Raw genomic sequence first — 16,480 nt, 5'->3', positions numbered from 1 at the left:
TGTTTAATTGCGTAAGTTAACAATGGTATTACGAAGCTGTGACCCGCGAACCTCTCGTTTGCGCCAGATGAATGGCGCTGCGTTTTCGTTGTAGGCGGCAGTGAAGGCATGGATGGCCTCAATGAGTTGCTCGACGCTTCGGAAGCTCGCGTTGTTCAGCGTCTTTCGCTGGAAGATGCCGAACCAGATTTCGACTTGGTTGAGCCAGCTCGCGCTGGTAGGCGTGAAGTGAAAGGTGACGTTCGGATGTGCGGCGAGCCAGTCCTCGTTCTTCTTGTGGGTGTTCAAGTTGTCCAGGATGACGTGGATCTGCCGGTCGGCGGGCTGGTCGGCAACGACCTCGTCCATGAAGGCCCGGAAGTCGGCGCGCTTTTTAGTCTGCGTCGTCTTGCCTCGGATGACGCCGGTGGCGACCTCCAATGCGGCGAACAAGTTGACGGTGCCGTGCCGCTTGTAGGTGCTCTTCATTTCCTGGACGACCTTGCCACTGCTGGTCTGCACGTAGCCGCGCGCCCGCTCGAGTGCTTGAATCGAGGGCTTCTCGTCGACGCTGATCACCAGGGCGTTCTCAGGTGGGTTCAAGTACAGCCCGATTATGTCGGCCGCTTTGGCGGCAAACTCCGGGTCCGTGCTGACGCACCACGAACGGTGGCGCTGCAACTGGATGCCTTCCTTGCGCAGGATGCGCCACACCGCGTGATCGGACACGCTCAGCGCCTTGGCCAGCGAGCCCCCGTCCCAGCTCGCCATGCCGGCCGGTGGCAGCAATTCGAGCTGCGCCAAGATTCGGTCGCGCAACTCGACACCGTACTTGGCGGGCTTGCCGGGCCGGGGCGCGTCGCGAAGCCCTGCGATACCTTGCTCGGCAAAGCGTCGGCGCCACAACCCAACCGTATTCGGTCGAACACCGAGCTCGCTGGCAACCTCGTCATTGCGCTTGCCATGCAGGCACGCCAGAACGATGCGCGCACGCTCGACCAGGCGAACCTCGCCGCTCCGACTTCGAGACAGACGCTCAAGCTCCGACATCACTTCTGCCGGACACGACAACTCAACCGCCACTCGCGCCATGAGACCCCCTTGTGCCAAGCGAAGTGGGCATCATAATACTATCTTGTATTAACGCAATTAAACACTAGCGAACCAACGATTGGAGACGTGCAATGAGCGAACAGAGGAAGCCCTACGACAAGCCGCTTCCATCACACGAAGGCCTCCACGGCGCGTTCTACGCGTGGTGCCGCGACCGCGAGCTGCGCTTCCAGCGCTGCAGCGGCTGCGGTCGCTTCCGCCACGTGCCGCGCGAGATCTGCGCGCACTGCAGTTCGATCGAATGGGAATGGGTGCGCTCCAGCGGGCGCGGCACGATCTACACCTGGACCGAAGTGGCGCGCGCGCTCCACCCCGCCTTCGCCGACGCGACGCCGTACGCGCCAGTCGTCGTCGAAATGGAGGAGGGCGTGCGCATGCTGAGCCGCGTCATCGACTGCGCGCCGGACGAACTCGCGATCGGCATGCCGGTGGAAGTCGAATTCGTTCCAGTCAGCGACGACGTGACGCTGCCCTTCTTCCGCTGTGCGCAGGGTTAGTGGAAATGCGGTCAGTACGAACGGTTGGCACGAACAATTGAATGCAAACGACATGAAAGGGGATCGTACAAATGAATAGCGCAAGGGGCCTGAACCTGCCCGAGAGCCTGAGCTACGAAAAACGCGGCCGCGTCGCGGTTATCACGATGAACCGCCCGGACGCGATGAACTCGCTGACGAAGGAAATGCTGATCGGCCTCGAGGCCGCGTTCGACGATTTCAACAACGACCCGGAGCTACGCTGCGCGATCTTCACCGGCGCGGGCGAGCGCGCGTTTTGCACCGGCCTCGACCTCAAGGTCGCGCTGCCGGCGCTCAACGACGGCGACGCGCTGGGCTATGAAGATCCGGCGAAGCGCCCGTTCCAGAACGTGTACAAGCCGATCATCACCGCCGTGAACGGCATGTGCGTCGCCGGCGGGCTCGAATTCCTGCTCGGCACTGACATCCGCATCGCAGCCGCGCACGCGAAATTCGGCCTCGCCGAAGTGCGCTGGGCAGTGGTGCCGGCCGGTGGCTCGCACATCCGCCTGCCGCAGCAGATCCCGTGGGCGATCGCGATGGAACTGCTGCTGACCGGAAACACCATCGACGCACAGCGTGCCTACGAGGTCGGTCTGATCAACAAGGTCGTGCCCGCGGAACGCCTGATGGACGAGGCGCTGGCGTACGCCCAGCGGATTTGCGAGAACGGCCCACTGGCGGTGCGCACGGCGAAGGAAATCGCGCTGCGCGCATTGAACAACGAGCCGAAGTTCGTGCTGGAAAAGACGATGTCGGCGCGGGTGTTCGCGTCCGACGACGCCCGCGAAGGCCCGCGCGCGTTCGCTGCGAAAACGAAACCCGAGTACACGGGGCGCTGAGACACCGACCGGCTTGCGAGACGCGCGCCGCAACGAATTCCACGAAGGAGGAAAGAGCATGGCCAAGGATTACTTCGTCGCACTGACCGAATTTCACTTCATGAACCTGCAGACCATGAGCGAAATCGGCTACTACCCCGGAATGCAGCAGTTCCACGACAGCGTCAACGGCGTGCTCCGCGCTTGGGCGGGCCGCGATCTCGACAGCGAATGGCCGCAGCCGATCGCCAGCGAGCTGATCAAATACATGGACCAGACCAGCGTGGACGTCGCCTTCTGCCTGCGCGAGCCGATGATGGACATCACCGGCGGCACGGTGTCGATGTCGACGAACGGCTTCATGCTGCAGCAGATCGAACCCTATCCGGAGCGCATGTACCTCGAAGCCAACGTCGGACCGGTCATCAAGCGCGGCATAAAGCATGCGAACTGGGAACTCGAATACCTTGTCAAGGAACGCGGCGCGCGCCTGTGCAAGCTGTACACGCCGGAAGACGACGGCCCGCTCAACGACAAGCGGTTGTGGCCGTTCTACGAGAAGGCCGTCGAACTGGGCGTGCCGCTGACCGTGCATACCGGAATGAGCTATGTCTGCCCGCAGCCCAGCCGCAACTGCCAAGTCGGCCAGCTCGACGATGTGCTGCTCGACTTCCCGGACCTCAAGATCATTGCCTACCACGCCGGCTGGCCGCATTCCGAGGAACTTATTGGCCTCTGCGGCAAGCACAAGAACCTGTACCTGAGCCTCTCCGGCATCATCGGCTGGTTCCAGCGCGCGCCGTATCGCGGCTACCACACCATCGGCACGGCGCTGCAGTGGATGACGTCGGAAAAGATCGTGCTCGGCTTCGACCTGCCGTTCGACGATCTGGGCCGTGTCGTCAATTACATCAAGAATCTGCACATGCCCGAGGAACTGCAGGAGAAATGGGGCTACGCGCAGGTCACCGAGCAGGACAAGGCCAACATCCTCGGCCTGAACCTCGCCCGCCTGACCGGTATTGAACCGACTAAGCGCGCGCCGAAAACCTGAAGGTAGTGAAGGCCGCCCTTGAAACCGACCGACATCAGCGCGCCCGACTACCTGCACAAGGTCGTCGACTGCCAGTGGGCCTGTCCGGCCCATACCCCCGTCCCCGAATACATTCGCCAGATCGCAGCAGGCGATTTCGCCGCCGCGTACCTGCTCAACTGGCGCTCGAACGTGTTCCCCGGCATTCTCGGCCGCGTCTGCGACCGCCCCTGTGAGCCGGCGTGCCGGCGCGGGCGCGTCGACAAGGAACCGGTGGCGATCTGCCGCCTGAAGCGCGTCGCGGCCGATTTCAAGGAAGACATCCACGAACTGCTGCCGAAAGCGCCGACGGTGAAGAACGGCAAGCGCATCGCCTGCGTCGGCGCCGGTCCCGCTTCGCTGACGGTCGCGCGCGATCTGGCGGTGCAGGGCTACAGCGTCACCGTGTTCGACAGCGGCCAGTCGGCCGGCGGCATGATGCGCAGCCAGATCCCGAAATTCCGCCTGCCCGACAGCGTCATCGACGAGGAGTGCGGCTATGTCGCCGGGCTCGACGTCGAGCTGCGCCAGAATGAATGGATCGGCAGCCTGCGTGAACTCCTCGCCGGCAACTGGGACGCGGTGTTCGTCGGCACCGGCGCGCCGCGCGGGCGCGACGCCGACCTGCCGGGCCGCAAGGAGGCCGCAGCACACATCCATGTCGGCATCGACTGGCTCGCCAACGTCGCGTTCGGCCACGTGACGAAGATCGCCCGGCGCGTCATCGTGCTCGGCGGCGGCAACACTGCGATGGACTGCTGCCGTTCGGCGCGGCGCCTCGGCGGCGAGGACGTGCATGTCGTCGTCCGCAGCGGTTTCGACGAGATGAAAGCCTCGCCGTGGGAGAAGGAGGACGCGATCCACGAAGGCATCCCGATCCACAACTACCTCGTGCAGAAGGCCTTCACGCACGACAACGGGCGCCTCACGGGGGTGCTGTTCGAGAAGGTGCAGGCCGAATACGACGCCGCCGGGCGCCGTTCGCTGGTGCCGACCGGCGAGCCCGACGTGCATAGGGAATGCGACGAGGTGCTGCTCGCGATCGGCCAGGAAAACGCCTTCACGTGGATCGAGCGCGACATCGGCGTCGAGTTCGACCGCCATGGCATGCCGGTGCTCGATGCGAAGACGCTGCAATCGACGCTGCCGCGCGTGTTCTTCGGCGGCGACGCGGCGCTGGGACCGAAGAACATCATCACCGCGGTTGCGCAGGGCCACGAAGCGGCGATCTCGATCGACCTCTTCTGCCGCAACGAACCGCTGACCCAGCGCCCCGGGCCGCTGGTGAACCTCGTCAGCCAGAAAATGGGCATCCACGAGTGGAGCTACGACAACCACGTGTCCGAGGAAGCGCGGCGCAAGGTGCCGGTGAAGACGCTCGAGGAGGCGTTGAAGGACATCAAGCTCGAATTCGAACTCGGCTACGACTTGAAGCTCGCATGCGGCGAGACCGAGCGCTGCCTCAACTGCGACGTCGCGACGGTGTTCACGCCGAAGCTGTGCATCGAGTGCGACGCCTGTGTCGACATCTGCCCGACCGAATGCATCACGTTCACTGCCAACGGCGAAGAGGACGAGCTGCGCGGACGGCTCAAGGCGCCGGCGAAGAACCGGGAGCAGGCGCTGTATCTCGCCGAAGGGCTCAAGACCGGGCGGGTGATGGTCAAGGACGAGAACGTCTGCCTGCACTGCGGCATGTGCGCCGAGCGCTGCCCGACCGGGGCGTGGGACATGCAGAAATTCACTATCGACGTAGCACAAGCCGGAGCGGAGGCGCCCAGGTCATGACAAGCGCACAATCGATCGCCAGCATCAACGACTTCGTCATCAAGTTCGCGAACGTCAACGGTTCGGGTTCGGCCTCGGCCAACGAACTGTTCGCGCGGGCGGTGATGCGCATGGGCGTGCCGGTCGCGCCGCGCAACATCTTCCCGTCGAACATCCAGGGGTTGCCGACCTGGTACGAGGTGCGCGTGTCCGAAGCCGGCTGGCTCGGCGCACGCGGCGGCTGCGACATGATGATCGCGATGAACCCGCAGACCTGGGACCGCGACGTCGCGAGCCTCGATGCCGGCGGTTACCTCTTCTACGACTCGACGAAGCCGCTTCCCGCGTCGAAGTTCCGCGACGACATCACCGTGCTCGGCGTGCCGCTGACGGCGATCTGCAACCGCGAATACACCGATCCGCGCCAGCGCCAGCTGTTCAAGAACGTCATGTACGTCGGCGCCCTGATCGCGCTGCTCGACATGGAGTTCGCCGTCGCCGAAGCGCTCATCGTCGATCGCTACCGCGGCAAGGATCCGCTGATCCAGGCCAACATCCATGCGCTGCGCCTCGGCTACGACTATGTGCGCGAGCACCTGCCGCACCCGATCGGCCTGACGATCCGGCGCGCCGACGCCGTAGGCGAGCGCATCTTCATCGACGGCAACAGCGCGTGCGGCCTGGGCGCGGTGTATGGCGGCGCGACCGTGGCGGGCTGGTACCCGATCACGCCCTCGACGTCGGTCATCGAATCCTTCACGAGCTACTGCCGCAAGTACCGCACCGACCCCGACAGCGGCCACGCGCGCTACGCCGCGGTGCAGGCCGAAGACGAGCTCGCGTCGATCGGCATGGTCATCGGTGCGGCGTGGAACGGCGCGCGCGCTTTCACCGCGACCTCCGGCCCCGGCATCTCGCTGATGCAGGAATTCTTCGGCCTGGCGTATTTCGCCGAGATTCCGGCGGTGATCTTCGACGTGCAGCGCGGCAGCCCGTCGACCGGCATGCCGACGAAGACGCAGCAGTCCGATCTCCTGGCCTGCGCGTACGCGTCGCACGGCGACACGCGCCACGTGCTGCTGTTCCCGGAAAACCCGTACGAATGCTTCACGTTCGGCGCGCTCGCCTTCGATCTCGCCGACCGCCTGCAGACGCCGGTGTTCGTGCTGTCCGACCTCGACATGGGCATGAACGAATCGCTGTGCAAGCCGTTCGACTGGGACGACAGCCGCCGCTACGACCGCGGCAAGCTGATGACCTACGAAGAGCTCGAAGCGGGCAAGGACTTCGGCCGCTATCTAGACGTCGATGGCGACGGCATCCCGTACCGGACGATTCCCGGCACCCATCCGACCAAAGGCGCGTACTTCACGCGCGGCACGACGCGCAACGCGTACGCGAAGTACAGCGAGTCGGGCGCCGACTACGTCTACAACATGGAGCGGCTGCGGAGGAAATTCGACACCGCAAAAAACCTCGTGCCGGCCCCGGTGCTGCACGCGGCCTCGCAGCCGACGCGCTTCGGTGCGATCCACTTCGGCTCGACGAGTCCCGCGATGGCCGAGGCGAGCGCGCTGCTCGAAGCCGACGGCATCCACGTCGACACCTTGCGCGTATGCGGCTTCCCGTTCTGCGACGAGATCATGCAGTTCATCGCCGAGCACGAGCAGGTGTTCGTCGTCGAGCAGAACGAGAGCGGGCAGCTGCGTTCGCTCTTGATCAACGAAGGCGAGATCGACCCGAAGAAGCTCGTGCGCGTGCTGCATTACGACGGCTCGCCGATCACCGCGCGCTTCATCAGCGGCCGGATCGCCGATGCCCTGTCCGAGCGCAAAATCAGTCCGATCCGCAAGGTGGCCTCATGACCTATCTCGCCAAACCGAAACTCCTCAGCGCCGACGCGCCGCGTAACGCGCTCGGCTACACGCGCCGCGACTACGAAGGGGCGATCTCGACGCTGTGTGCCGGCTGCGGCCACGACTCGATCAGCGCCGCGATCGTGCAGGCGTGCTTCGACCTCGACATCGAGCCGCACAAGGTCGCCAAGCTCTCCGGCATCGGCTGCTCGTCGAAGACGCCCGACTACTTCCTCGGCAACTCGCACGGCTTCAACTCGGTGCACGGGCGCATGCCGTCGGTGCTCACCGGGGCTGCGCTCGCCAACCGCAACCTGATCTACCTGGGCGTGTCGGGCGACGGCGACTCGGCGTCGATCGGCATCGGCCAGTTCGCCCACGCGATGCGCCGCGGCGTGAACATGACCTACATCGTCGAGAACAACGGCGTGTATGGCCTGACCAAAGGCCAGTTCTCGGCGACCGCCGACAAGGGCTCGAAGAGCAAGAAAGGCGTCCTCAACAGCGACAGCCCGATCGACCTCGCGGCGCTCGCGCTGCAGCTCGGCGCCACCTACGTCGCGCGCAGCTTCTCCGGCGACAAGGAGCAGCTCGTGCCGCTGATCAAGGGCGCGCTGTGCCACAACGGCCCGGCGCTGATCGACGTGCTGAGCCCGTGCGTGACCTTCAACAACCACAGCGGCTCGACGCGCAGCTACGACTACGTGCGCCAGCACAACGAAGCGGTCAACCGCGTCGAAGTGATCCTGCCACGTGATCCGATCGAGGCATCATATCCGCCGGGTTCGCTGCGCCGCATCGTGCAGCACGACGGTTCGATCCTGCATCTGCGCAAGCTCGACATCGACTACGACCCGTCGGACCGCATCGGCGCGATCAACCACCTGCAGGAACGCCAGGCGCTCGGCGAGATCGTCACCGGCCTGCTGTATGTCGACAGCAGCGCGCAGGACATGCACAGCCACCTCAACACGGTCGAAAAGCCGCTGAACCAGCTCGGCGACGCCTATCTTTGCCCGGGCAGCAAGGCGCTCCACGCGCTGAACGATGCTTTGATGTAAGCAGTGCGCCCCCCCTCCGGCGGCAAGCAATCCCCGTCGCGTGTGAGCGGCGGGTCAATCAACTCCGCGGGCAGTCCCATGCTGCAGCATCCGCGGATAAACCGGCTTCTTTCGGCAAACATGCCCGAAACGCCCCCCGATCAGGGTTTTCTTGGAGAGTCGTGATGGAAAAGGTCATCTACGTGCTGTGGCGCGATCCCCGTGTGGAGCTCGCCGAATTCGGCGAACGTTTGCGCCGCGAGCTTGCGCCAAAATTTGTCGAACGGGGGGCGCTTGGTCTGCAGCTCAATATCGCTGACGAGTCGGTTCGCGATGCCGCGCCCAACTTCCAGTCGACACGCCCCCCAATGGAAGCGTTGATTTCGGTGTGGCTGCACTCGGCCAACGAGGATCGGCGCCGGCCCTTCGACGATGCGGTCGTACCATTTGTCAGTCGTTTCGCAGCCTACCTCGTCACCGAGTCGCATCCTATCGTCAACCGTCGCTACCCGCCGAAGCCCGGCGAGCGCACCGAAGGTTTTGCACAGATCGCAATGTTCCGGCGCCCGCCGCGCGTCAATCGTGAAGCCTGGCTGGACATCTGGCTCGGCTCGCATACGCAGGTCGCGATCGACACGCAGGACACCTTCCTCTACGTGCAGAACGTCGTCACCCGCGCGCTCACCTTCGATGCGCCGCGCTATGACGCCATCGTCGAGGAAGGCTTTCCGCCTGCCGCCTTCGGCAACCTGCAGGCGTTCTATGACGCAGCCGGCGACGAGGACAAATACCGCCGCAACGAGGCGATCATGCGCGAAAGTTGTGCACGTTTCATCGACTTCGACAAGCTCGACGTGGTACAGACCAGCCAGTATGTCGTCATGGCGCAGGGCGGGGTCGGCGCATGAAAACAGCGTGGAGAGAATTCCGGTGACGAGATTCCGGCAGATGCGCAGCGTGCTCGAACGCATGATCGAAGGTCTCAACGCCGGCGATGTGCAGAAGGTCGTCGCGCTTTACGCCGATGACGCCACCATCGAAGACCCTGTCGGCGGCGGCATGGTCGTGCGCGGCCGCGACGCGATTACAGCGTTCTACGACAAGGCGGTAGCGATGCGGGCGCACATCGAACTCGTGGCGCCGATCCGTGCCTCGCACGGCAATGCCGCCGCGATGGCGTTCGACGTTCTCGCCGACACCCCCGACGGCGGCATCCGAATCGCGGTGATCGAGGTGATCGAGTTGGATGACGCCTTGAAGATCCGTGCGATGAGGGCCTACTGGGCGCCCGACGACGTTTCGCCCGCCGCGGGGAATGCCCCTCACTGAACCGGGCGGCTTGCGGGGTGACCCGCGCCGCCTGATCGCCGTGCTGCGGGTCGTACATATGACGCATCTGATCGACTTCATGATCATGATGCCGCTCGGCTCGCACTTCATCCGCGCCTTCGGCATGCCCGCAAGCGGGCTCGGCGCGCTCGTGTTCGCTTATACCGTCAGTGCCGGCATCGCCGGTGTCGTCGTCGGCAGCGTCATCGACCGCTTCGACCGCCGCAGGCTACTGCGTATCGTCTACTGCGGCTTCCTGCTGTCGCTGCTGCTGACGGCGTCGGCAGGCAGCGCCGACGCGCTCTTCGCCGCGCGGCTGCTCGCCGGCATCAGCGGCGGCGTGCTGTCGGCGATGATCCAGACGATCGTCGCCGATGCGGTCCCGCCGGAACGCCGCGCATCCGCGATCGGTCGCGTGATGACCGGCCACGCGCTCGCGGCGGTGCTCGGCGTGCCGCTCGGCCTCGCGCTCGCGTCGGCGCTCGGCTGGCGCAGCGTTTTCGCCGCGCTCGCGCTGCTGTCGGTCGTCGCAGCGTACGGCGTTGCGCGACACGTGCCGGCGCTGCCGCACGCCCGCGAGCTCGCGACGTCGCGTGCCGATAGCGTGGCGGCCGCGTTCACGGCACGCCGCTCCGCGACCGCGTTCGCGCTGACCTTTGCGGTGACGTTCTCGGCGTATGCGGTCGTCGCCTACGTCGCGCCGTACTGGGTCGGCAACGTCGGCATCGCCGAAAGCGAGTTGCCGCTCGTCTATCTCGGCGCCGGCGCGCTGAGCTTCTTCACGTCGCCGCTCGCGGGCCGGCTCGCCGACCGCCACGGCCGCTGCACGGTGTTCGCGCTCGCGATGCTGCTGTCGGCCGCCGCGATCCTGCTCGTCACCGACGCGCCGCGCCTGCCGCTCGGTGCGGCGCTCGCGCTCGGCTGGGTGTTCTTCGTCGTCGTCTATGCGCGCTGGGTGCCGGCGCTCGCGCTGCTGTCCGAAGTGCCCGCACCGGCGTCGCGCGGCGCATTCATGATGTGGAACGGCGTCGTCACGCAGCTCGGCATGGGGGCGGGCGCGCTCTTCACCGGCTCCGTCATCGAGCGCGCGGCCGACGGCAGCCTGCAAGGCTTCGACACTGTCGGCTACGTGGCCGCGGCGGTGTCGCTGATCGCGATCGCGCTCGGACGGTTGATCGCCGACACCCGTCGTTGAGCGTATTGCGGCGCCTCGCGCCGCTACACCGATTCATCGCGATACTGCGCCTCGGCCGGCGCGTCATGCGGAGGTCTGGCTCGGCCCGGGGAGACTCCTCCCGAGCCGGCCATCGCGAGCTCTCTTTCGCCGCCTCAGTACGGCAGGAAGTGGCCGCCGTTGACGTCGAGCTGGGCGCCGGTGATCACCTTCGCGTAATCGGAGGCGAGGAAGATGACCGCCTTGGCGCATTCCCCGTCTTCCGGGATTTCCCGCAGCGGAATGTCCTTGGCCAACTCGGCTTTCAGCGACTCGACGCTGACTCCCGACTGGCTGGCCTGGCGCTCGAAGTAGTCCTTGAGCGAGGCGCCCCACATCCATCCCATATAGGTGGAATTGACGCGAATGCCGTATTGGCCGAGATCCCCCGCGAGGTACTGCGCGGCCGTGCTCAGCGCGCCCTTCGAAACCGCATAGCCGGCTTCCGGTGAATAGGGCTTGCGCGTGGCCATCGTGTTGACCATGACGATGCTGCCGCTGCGCTGCCGCTTCATCTGCGGCAGCACGGCATAGGTCATGTTCATGCTGCCGTAGAGATTGACCTCCATCAGCCGGCGCCAGTCGTCCATATCGGAGCTTTCGACCGGTCCGAAATCGTGCAGATAGGCCGAGTTGATCAGCGCGTCGATCTGTCCGAAGCGCTCTACCGTTTGCGCCGCGAGGCGTTCGCAATCGCCCTTGCGGCTGATGTCGGTCGGCAGCTTGAGCACGGGGGTCGCCAGGTCGGCCTCGCGGATCGCGCGTTCGGCGTCGTCCAGCTTGGCGGCGGTGCGCGCGGCCAGGACCACGCCCTTGGCCCCCTCCTGGGCGGCCAGAACGGCCATCTTCACGCCGAGTCCGGGACCGATACCGGAAACGATCACGACTTTGTCTTTGAGCAGCATCTGTTGTTGTCCTTCCTGTGGTTATTGGGCGGGCTCGATTCGGGCCCGCCGGGTGTAGAGCGCCTCGGCATAGCGTTTAAGGTCGCGGGCGACGTTGTCGAAACCTTCCTTCACCCACGCGCCGTGCTCGGCCATGATCTTGTCGGCGTTGACGCCGAGGAAGATGTCGGTGGTGAAGTAGCTGCAACGGTTCGGCCCCAGGGCCTGGATGTACTGGTCACGGCGCGCGGCATCCTTGTTCTCCGGCACCGGGTACTGTTCCCAGGAAAGCAACTGTTCGGGCTCGAAGGCCACGAGGTACTCGTGGACCGGCTCCGTCCTGTCGGTTCCCGGCACCCGGACCTGCATCCGCACCGGATCGCCGATCCGCAGCGTCGACTCGATGCCGGGGCAGAAGCTGTTCCAGGTCGCGTAGTTGGGCAGGTCGGTGAGCACTTCCCAGACGAGCGCCGCCGGCACATCGATCTCGACGGTGATCGAGGTCACGATATTTTCTGCTTTCGCCATAGCTGGCTCCCTGAAATCGCGGTGGTGGCTCAGTTGATCGGCTTCGAGATGATCTGCAGGCTCTCGCGCAGCGGTTCGATGGTTTCGAGCAGCGTGGTGTAGCCGGTGCGGGCAATGCGCCACTCGCCGTCGACCTTGACGTAGCGGTCCTCGTAGATCGCGGCGCCGTTGAGGTGGGTCTTGTCCTCGAGGTTGATGAACACGTAGTTCAGGTACCACAGGCCGCTGGCTTCGTCGCCGTGGACCTCGATTTCCGGCGTGTGGCCGTTGTGCATCGCGAGCCGGGTAGGGGTGAAGGACGCGCGGTAGAAGTCGAGCGCCGCGTCCAGACCGCTGACACGGTGCTCGTACGCCGGGCTCTTGAACGACAGCACGACGTCCTCGGTGAGGATGCCCCGCAGCATTTCGATGTTGCAGGTGTCGATCGCCCGTAGATAGCGGGCCTTGAGCTGCTTGATGCGCTCGATGGCTTCGAGGTCCAGCATGGTTGTTGTCTCCTGTTATGGCTTCTGGCTATGGGACTTCGGGTGCCGAGGCATGCCGTCAGGCCGCGGCTTCGGCGATATGACGCCGGCGGTAGTCGGCGTAATCGCGCTCCATCTGCTGCTCGCTGAGGCCGAAGCGCTCGAGGCTGTAATCGTGCGCGGCGCGCGTCTCCCGCGTGTTGTTCGCGAGCCACTGCTGCATCGCGCCGCGGACCTCCTCGGTGAACGGTATGCCGGCAAACGCATACACCGCCTCCAGCACGCCGAGCGGGTTGCGCACGGTGTCCTCGAAACGGATGTCGAGAAAGCGCTCCGGCGCTGTCTGATCGCGCACCTGCATCGCATGCCGGATCGCCCGCGCCATGCGGCTGTTCCACTGCTCGCCGACGACCCTCGGATCGGGCTCGTCGCTGTACATCTGCCACAGCGTGTGGGCCATGCTGGCCATCGACGGAATCGTCTTGGCCGGGTCGCGGTGGGTCAGGATGATCTGCGCCTTCGGGAACACCTCGAGCAGCAGCTCCAGGGTGTGCAGATGCTGCGGGGCCTTGAGCAGCCAGCGCTGCGCGGCGGGAACGCCTCGCCGGGTCTTTTGCCACTGCAGGAACTGCAGCATCTTCTTGAGCTGCATGTACACCGGACGCTGGTCCTGCCCGTCGAGCCAGCGGGTGTAGCTTGGCACATTGACGTACGCATCCATCGCGCACATGAACGAGTGCTCCATGAGCATGAATTCCTCGTCGGCGAGCATCGCGTCCAGCGGGTGGATCGCGAGGATCTGCGGAATGACCTGCCGCATCATCTCGACCTCGGCGCACGCGAGCTCGAGGCGTCGGCGCGGCTCGGCCAAGCTCTCGCCCTCGAGCGGCGCCGGATAGCGGGTTTCCCACCAAGCAGCCGAATACAGCCGGGGGTCGACCGCCAGCGTGCGCTGCAGCATCGTCGTGCCGGTGCGCGGCAGGCCGACGATCACGAGCGGATCCTCGATCGGCTGCTGCAGGATTTCGGGATGGCGGGCGAGGTAGTCCTCCATCACGAGGCGGTTGACCAACTGGGACACCAGCTTGTCGTGCAGCATTTGCTGCCCCTGGGGCGACAGGCAGGCCTCCTCGGCCAGGGCCGCGAGCAGCACCCCGAGCGCTTCGCGGTAGTTGTCCGAGCCGAAGTTGCGCAAGCCGCCGGCGGCGGCGCTGGCGCACTCGAGCAGGTTCTCCACGCTGAGTGCGGGGGTCGGGGCGGGCATGTTCATCGGGTCTCCTGAGGATCGGTGGTTTTCACCTTGCGGCCGTGCTGGGCGAGGTAATGGGCGGTGATGTTCGGCATCCTGTCGATTTTCTCGACGAACTCGTAATGACGCCTGTATCCGGTGCTGCGCAGCAGCCACTTGCCGTCCACCCTGACGTAGCGGTCGTGATAGAACGCGGTGCCGGTCGTGAAGAGCTTTTCGCGCAGGTTGTAGAAGTTGTCGTGCAGGTACCACGTGCCTTCGGCCTCGGTCGGGCTGACGAGACGGATCTCGGGGTGGTGGCCGTTGTGCTGCGCGATGACCTCGCTGTTGAAGCCGTTGCCGATGGCTTCGAGGTACTGGTCGCGCCCGGCGAGCTTCCATTCGTAGCCGCCGCCGACGAGATGCGCGGTGATGTCGGGATGCATCACCTCGCGCAGCAGCTCGAGATCCGCACTGTCGATGCCACGGAAGTACGCGTACTTGAGGCGGCGGATTTCCTCGATGTCCTTCAGCGCCTGCACCTCGGCCTGCAACGCCCTGATCTGCTGCGCCAGATCGTCGGCTTGCGGGCTGTCGACACCGAGTACGGGGGTATGGGCGGGCGTGTTCATCGGGCCTCCTGGAGATCGGTGACTTTCACTACGCGGGTGGTGGGATGGCAGTACTGTCGGGCGCCGACCCAGCGCAGGCACATCGTCCCTTGCCTGAGTCCGGCGGTTTGCAGCCAGTTGGGATGGCCGGGGTCCTGACGGCTGAGGATCAGCGTCACGCCCCCGCGCTCGTCGTAACGCGCGGCGTGCTTGTTGATGCAGATGCGGTGATGGCGGTAGTCCAGCGATTCCATCCAGTAGTTGTTGATCTGCAGGTTCCAGAAGTCGCACTCCGGCACCTTCTCGACCTCGATCACCAGCGCCTCGTCGTCGTTCAGCGCCCAGCTGGAGTGGTAATAGAAAATGTTCGGATCTCCGCCCACCGCCTGGCACAGCGCCTGATCGGCCGGCGGCAGCTGGTTCGTATTCGGCTGGTAACTGGCCGCCCAGTCGGCGAACAGGCGCGCCGTGTTCTCGACGAAGCTGCCGACCCGTCCGAGGGCCCGGTGCAGAACATGAGGGTCCAGCGCGGCCGGCGGCTCGACGGTGCCGACGCGCTCGATATGCAGCTTGGCCGGCTGTTCGTTTTTGCGGTCGAGGAAGGTCTGGCGCACGATCACCGAGTTCGTCGCCTCTTCCATCGGCAACCAGTTGCTGGGCCGGGGCGTCCGACTCAGCCAGATCTCGAAGCTGCCGTCGGCTTCGACCTGCAGTCGGCTCGCGTCGATGAAGCCGGTCTGGATCAGCGTGCCGTCGGTTTCATAACCACCTTTCTGCGTGCCGAAGCTCAGATACGCCACCGAGCCCCGGTGCCCGCTGATGCGGTATTCGTGCCGTCCATCGAGACGCGAATACTCGTAGAGATTGTCCGGGTTGTCGGCGCCGATCTTCGCGGTTTCGTGGGACGTCTTGAAGAACCCCGGGTGCGCCGGGTCGGCGAACTCGATGTGCATCTCGAGGCCGATGCGCAGCAAGCGCGTCAGGTAGCGGTAACCTTCGGCGCGCGTCTGCAGGTCCGCCGGCGCCTCCGGACGCAGGATCTGCTCGCCGCAGCGCTTCAAGTGATCGCAGAAATCGGCCCAGGTCCGGCCGCTCAGCAGGTGTTCGTCGATCGGGTCTGATGTCATTGTTTTATTTTCCTGATGGGAGAAAGGAATTACGCGCAAACGGAATATGCGTCGGTCGATGGCGCGCGCTTTTTCATGTGCTGACCAGCCTCATGCCAACGCCGCCGAGTACGAGCGCAATGCAGAGCCGCAGGACGTTGTCGGGCAACTTGCCGCCCAGGTGAGAGCCGATCCAGACGCCCGGGAGGGATCCGAGCAGGAGTTGGCCGAGCAGCACGAAGTCGACGTTGCCGATGAGGAGATGGCCCGCGCCCGCGACCAGCGCGAGGGGTATCGCGTGAGCCAGATCGGTCGCGACCAGCTTTGCGGGGGTGAGTCTCAGCGGGTAAAGGAACAGGAGCATGACCGCCCCGAGCGCCCCGGCGCCGATCGATGTCAGCGTGACGAGAAAGCCGAGGGCAATGCCTGCGAATACCGTGAGCGGCCGCTGATATTTCTTGAAGCGGGTCGGGTCCGCGAGCCGCCGCTGTTTGCCGAGCTTTGCCAAGAACGGCTTTGACGCCATCGCAACGGCAGTGAACAAGAGAACGGCGCCGAGGGCGGCCACGATGAGCCCGTGCCGGTCTCCGGCCGATTCCATCGACTGCAGCCAGATCAGGGTCGCAATCGCGGCAGGGAGACTCCCCGCGGCGAGGCGGCGTACGACCTGCCAATCGACCCGCCCTTTCGCGTGATGGGCGCCGACGCCGAACGCCTTCGTCACCGATGCAAAGATCAGATCCGTTCCGACGGCAGTGTTCGGGGCGACGCCCATCAGCAGGACCAGCAACGGCGTCATCACCGCGCCGCCTCCGACGCCGGTGGCACCCACCATGATGCCAACCACGAGCCCTGCCAACGCGTTCAATCCGATATCCAACTTGCCTCCTCGTATGTATCGGACGCGCCCTTCGTGGGCGCGAGATACAGCGGGTAATCCAATTTGCGCGC

The 16,480-nt window shown here is 65.1% G+C and carries 17 protein-coding genes; 9 read left to right on the top strand and 8 right to left on the bottom strand.

The genetic code is table 11. The features are described from left to right. Positions 1 to 3 precede the first annotated feature (3 nt). Positions 4 to 1,071: an IS630 family transposase gene (locus tag GO606_RS14870; protein ID WP_246979617.1), complete on the bottom strand. Its 1,068-nt coding sequence runs from the start codon at positions 1,069 to 1,071 to the stop codon at positions 4 to 6. Positions 1,072 to 1,163: 92 nt separating this feature from the next. Between GO606_RS14870 and GO606_RS14865 the strand changes: the two genes are divergently transcribed. From GO606_RS14865 to GO606_RS14825, 9 genes are all read left to right on the top strand, one after another. Continuing rightward, entirely contained in the window at positions 1,164 to 1,589 is a 426-nt protein-coding gene (locus GO606_RS14865) for a Zn-ribbon domain-containing OB-fold protein (RefSeq protein ID WP_169118556.1), read from the top strand. A 71-nt stretch (positions 1,590 to 1,660) separates the two neighbouring features. Beyond that, a complete protein-coding gene (locus GO606_RS14860) occupies positions 1,661 to 2,452 on the top strand; it encodes an enoyl-CoA hydratase-related protein (RefSeq protein ID WP_169118555.1) in 792 nt (263 codons plus the stop codon). A gap of 469 nt (positions 2,453 to 2,921) precedes the next feature. Further along, positions 2,922 to 3,485, top strand: a complete 564-nt coding sequence (locus GO606_RS22170; RefSeq protein ID WP_425532219.1) for an amidohydrolase family protein — start codon at positions 2,922 to 2,924, stop codon at positions 3,483 to 3,485. 18 nt (positions 3,486 to 3,503) lie between these two features. Beyond that, complete coding sequence (locus GO606_RS14850; protein WP_169118553.1) at positions 3,504 to 5,291, top strand: FAD-dependent oxidoreductase; 1,788 nt, start codon at positions 3,504 to 3,506, stop codon at positions 5,289 to 5,291. Then, positions 5,288 to 7,135: a 2-oxoacid:acceptor oxidoreductase subunit alpha gene (locus GO606_RS14845; RefSeq protein ID WP_169118552.1), complete on the top strand. Its 1,848-nt coding sequence runs from the start codon at positions 5,288 to 5,290 to the stop codon at positions 7,133 to 7,135. Before GO606_RS14850 ends, GO606_RS14845 begins: the two co-directional genes overlap by 4 nt. After that, positions 7,132 to 8,187 (top strand): 2-oxoacid:ferredoxin oxidoreductase subunit beta, encoded by a 1,056-nt coding sequence (locus GO606_RS14840; RefSeq protein ID WP_169118551.1) that lies wholly within the window; start codon positions 7,132 to 7,134, stop codon positions 8,185 to 8,187. The genes GO606_RS14845 and GO606_RS14840 overlap by 4 nt, the downstream gene beginning before the upstream one ends. Positions 8,188 to 8,351: 164 nt before the next feature. Continuing rightward, complete coding sequence (locus GO606_RS14835) at positions 8,352 to 9,074, top strand: EthD domain-containing protein (RefSeq protein WP_169118550.1); 723 nt, start codon at positions 8,352 to 8,354, stop codon at positions 9,072 to 9,074. Positions 9,075 to 9,114: 40 nt separating this feature from the next. Further along, on the top strand, positions 9,115 to 9,495 hold the full coding sequence (locus tag GO606_RS14830; protein ID WP_169118549.1) for a nuclear transport factor 2 family protein: 381 nt from the start codon (positions 9,115 to 9,117) through the stop codon (positions 9,493 to 9,495). Further along, the gene (locus tag GO606_RS14825) at positions 9,482 to 10,690 is read left to right on the top strand and encodes an MFS transporter (protein ID WP_169118548.1); all 1,209 of its coding nucleotides are present in this window, start codon (positions 9,482 to 9,484) and stop codon (positions 10,688 to 10,690) included. Before GO606_RS14830 ends, GO606_RS14825 begins: the two co-directional genes overlap by 14 nt. Before the next feature lie 134 nt (positions 10,691 to 10,824). On the opposite strand, the gene GO606_RS14820 is transcribed toward GO606_RS14825, so the two are convergent. From GO606_RS14820 to GO606_RS14790, 7 genes are all read right to left on the bottom strand, one after another. Beyond that, on the bottom strand, positions 10,825 to 11,613 hold the full coding sequence (locus GO606_RS14820; protein WP_169118547.1) for an SDR family oxidoreductase: 789 nt from the start codon (positions 11,611 to 11,613) through the stop codon (positions 10,825 to 10,827). A 21-nt stretch (positions 11,614 to 11,634) separates the two neighbouring features. Beyond that, complete coding sequence (locus GO606_RS14815) at positions 11,635 to 12,120, bottom strand: SRPBCC domain-containing protein (protein WP_169118546.1); 486 nt, start codon at positions 12,118 to 12,120, stop codon at positions 11,635 to 11,637. 29 nt (positions 12,121 to 12,149) lie between these two features. Continuing rightward, positions 12,150 to 12,605: a nuclear transport factor 2 family protein gene (locus GO606_RS14810; protein ID WP_169118545.1), complete on the bottom strand. Its 456-nt coding sequence runs from the start codon at positions 12,603 to 12,605 to the stop codon at positions 12,150 to 12,152. 58 nt (positions 12,606 to 12,663) lie between these two features. After that, the gene (locus tag GO606_RS14805) at positions 12,664 to 13,854 is read right to left on the bottom strand and encodes a sulfotransferase family protein (RefSeq protein ID WP_211166625.1); all 1,191 of its coding nucleotides are present in this window, start codon (positions 13,852 to 13,854) and stop codon (positions 12,664 to 12,666) included. Beyond that, on the bottom strand, positions 13,851 to 14,444 hold the full coding sequence (locus tag GO606_RS14800; protein ID WP_169118544.1) for a nuclear transport factor 2 family protein: 594 nt from the start codon (positions 14,442 to 14,444) through the stop codon (positions 13,851 to 13,853). Before GO606_RS14800 ends, GO606_RS14805 begins: the two co-directional genes overlap by 4 nt. Beyond that, entirely contained in the window at positions 14,441 to 15,550 is a 1,110-nt protein-coding gene (locus tag GO606_RS14795) for a DUF1214 domain-containing protein (protein WP_169118543.1), read from the bottom strand. The genes GO606_RS14800 and GO606_RS14795 overlap by 4 nt, the downstream gene beginning before the upstream one ends. 73 nt (positions 15,551 to 15,623) lie before the next feature. After that, entirely contained in the window at positions 15,624 to 16,409 is a 786-nt protein-coding gene (locus GO606_RS14790) for a sulfite exporter TauE/SafE family protein (protein ID WP_169118542.1), read from the bottom strand. Positions 16,410 to 16,480: the final 71 nt, after the last annotated feature.

The organism is Aromatoleum anaerobium (genome assembly GCF_012910705.2).
Classification (GTDB): domain Bacteria; phylum Pseudomonadota; class Gammaproteobacteria; order Burkholderiales; family Rhodocyclaceae; genus Aromatoleum; species Aromatoleum anaerobium.
The sequence above is the reverse complement of the archived record's forward strand: the minus strand, read 5'-3'. Positions and strand labels throughout refer to the sequence as shown.

What these genes read in the sequence shown, in the direction of transcription:
- GO606_RS14870 (WP_246979617.1), bottom strand. Translation starts at nt 1,071, where the DNA reads ATGGCGCGAGTGGCGGTTGAGTTGTCGTGTCCGGCAGAAGTGATGTCG.
- GO606_RS14865 (WP_169118556.1), top strand. Translation starts at nt 1,164, where the DNA reads ATGAGCGAACAGAGGAAGCCCTACGACAAGCCGCTTCCATCACACGAA.
- GO606_RS14860 (WP_169118555.1), top strand. Translation starts at nt 1,661, where the DNA reads ATGAATAGCGCAAGGGGCCTGAACCTGCCCGAGAGCCTGAGCTACGAA.
- GO606_RS14845 (WP_169118552.1), top strand. Translation starts at nt 5,288, where the DNA reads ATGACAAGCGCACAATCGATCGCCAGCATCAACGACTTCGTCATCAAG.
- GO606_RS14840 (WP_169118551.1), top strand. Translation starts at nt 7,132, where the DNA reads ATGACCTATCTCGCCAAACCGAAACTCCTCAGCGCCGACGCGCCGCGT.
- GO606_RS14835 (WP_169118550.1), top strand. Translation starts at nt 8,352, where the DNA reads ATGGAAAAGGTCATCTACGTGCTGTGGCGCGATCCCCGTGTGGAGCTC.
- GO606_RS14830 (WP_169118549.1), top strand. Translation starts at nt 9,115, where the DNA reads ATGCGCAGCGTGCTCGAACGCATGATCGAAGGTCTCAACGCCGGCGAT.
- GO606_RS14825 (WP_169118548.1), top strand. Translation starts at nt 9,482, where the DNA reads ATGCCCCTCACTGAACCGGGCGGCTTGCGGGGTGACCCGCGCCGCCTG.
- GO606_RS14820 (WP_169118547.1), bottom strand. Translation starts at nt 11,613, where the DNA reads ATGCTGCTCAAAGACAAAGTCGTGATCGTTTCCGGTATCGGTCCCGGA.
- GO606_RS14815 (WP_169118546.1), bottom strand. Translation starts at nt 12,120, where the DNA reads ATGGCGAAAGCAGAAAATATCGTGACCTCGATCACCGTCGAGATCGAT.
- GO606_RS14810 (WP_169118545.1), bottom strand. Translation starts at nt 12,605, where the DNA reads ATGCTGGACCTCGAAGCCATCGAGCGCATCAAGCAGCTCAAGGCCCGC.
- GO606_RS14805 (WP_211166625.1), bottom strand. Translation starts at nt 13,854, where the DNA reads ATGAACATGCCCGCCCCGACCCCCGCACTCAGCGTGGAGAACCTGCTC.
- GO606_RS14800 (WP_169118544.1), bottom strand. Translation starts at nt 14,444, where the DNA reads ATGAACACGCCCGCCCATACCCCCGTACTCGGTGTCGACAGCCCGCAA.
- GO606_RS14795 (WP_169118543.1), bottom strand. Translation starts at nt 15,550, where the DNA reads ATGACATCAGACCCGATCGACGAACACCTGCTGAGCGGCCGGACCTGG.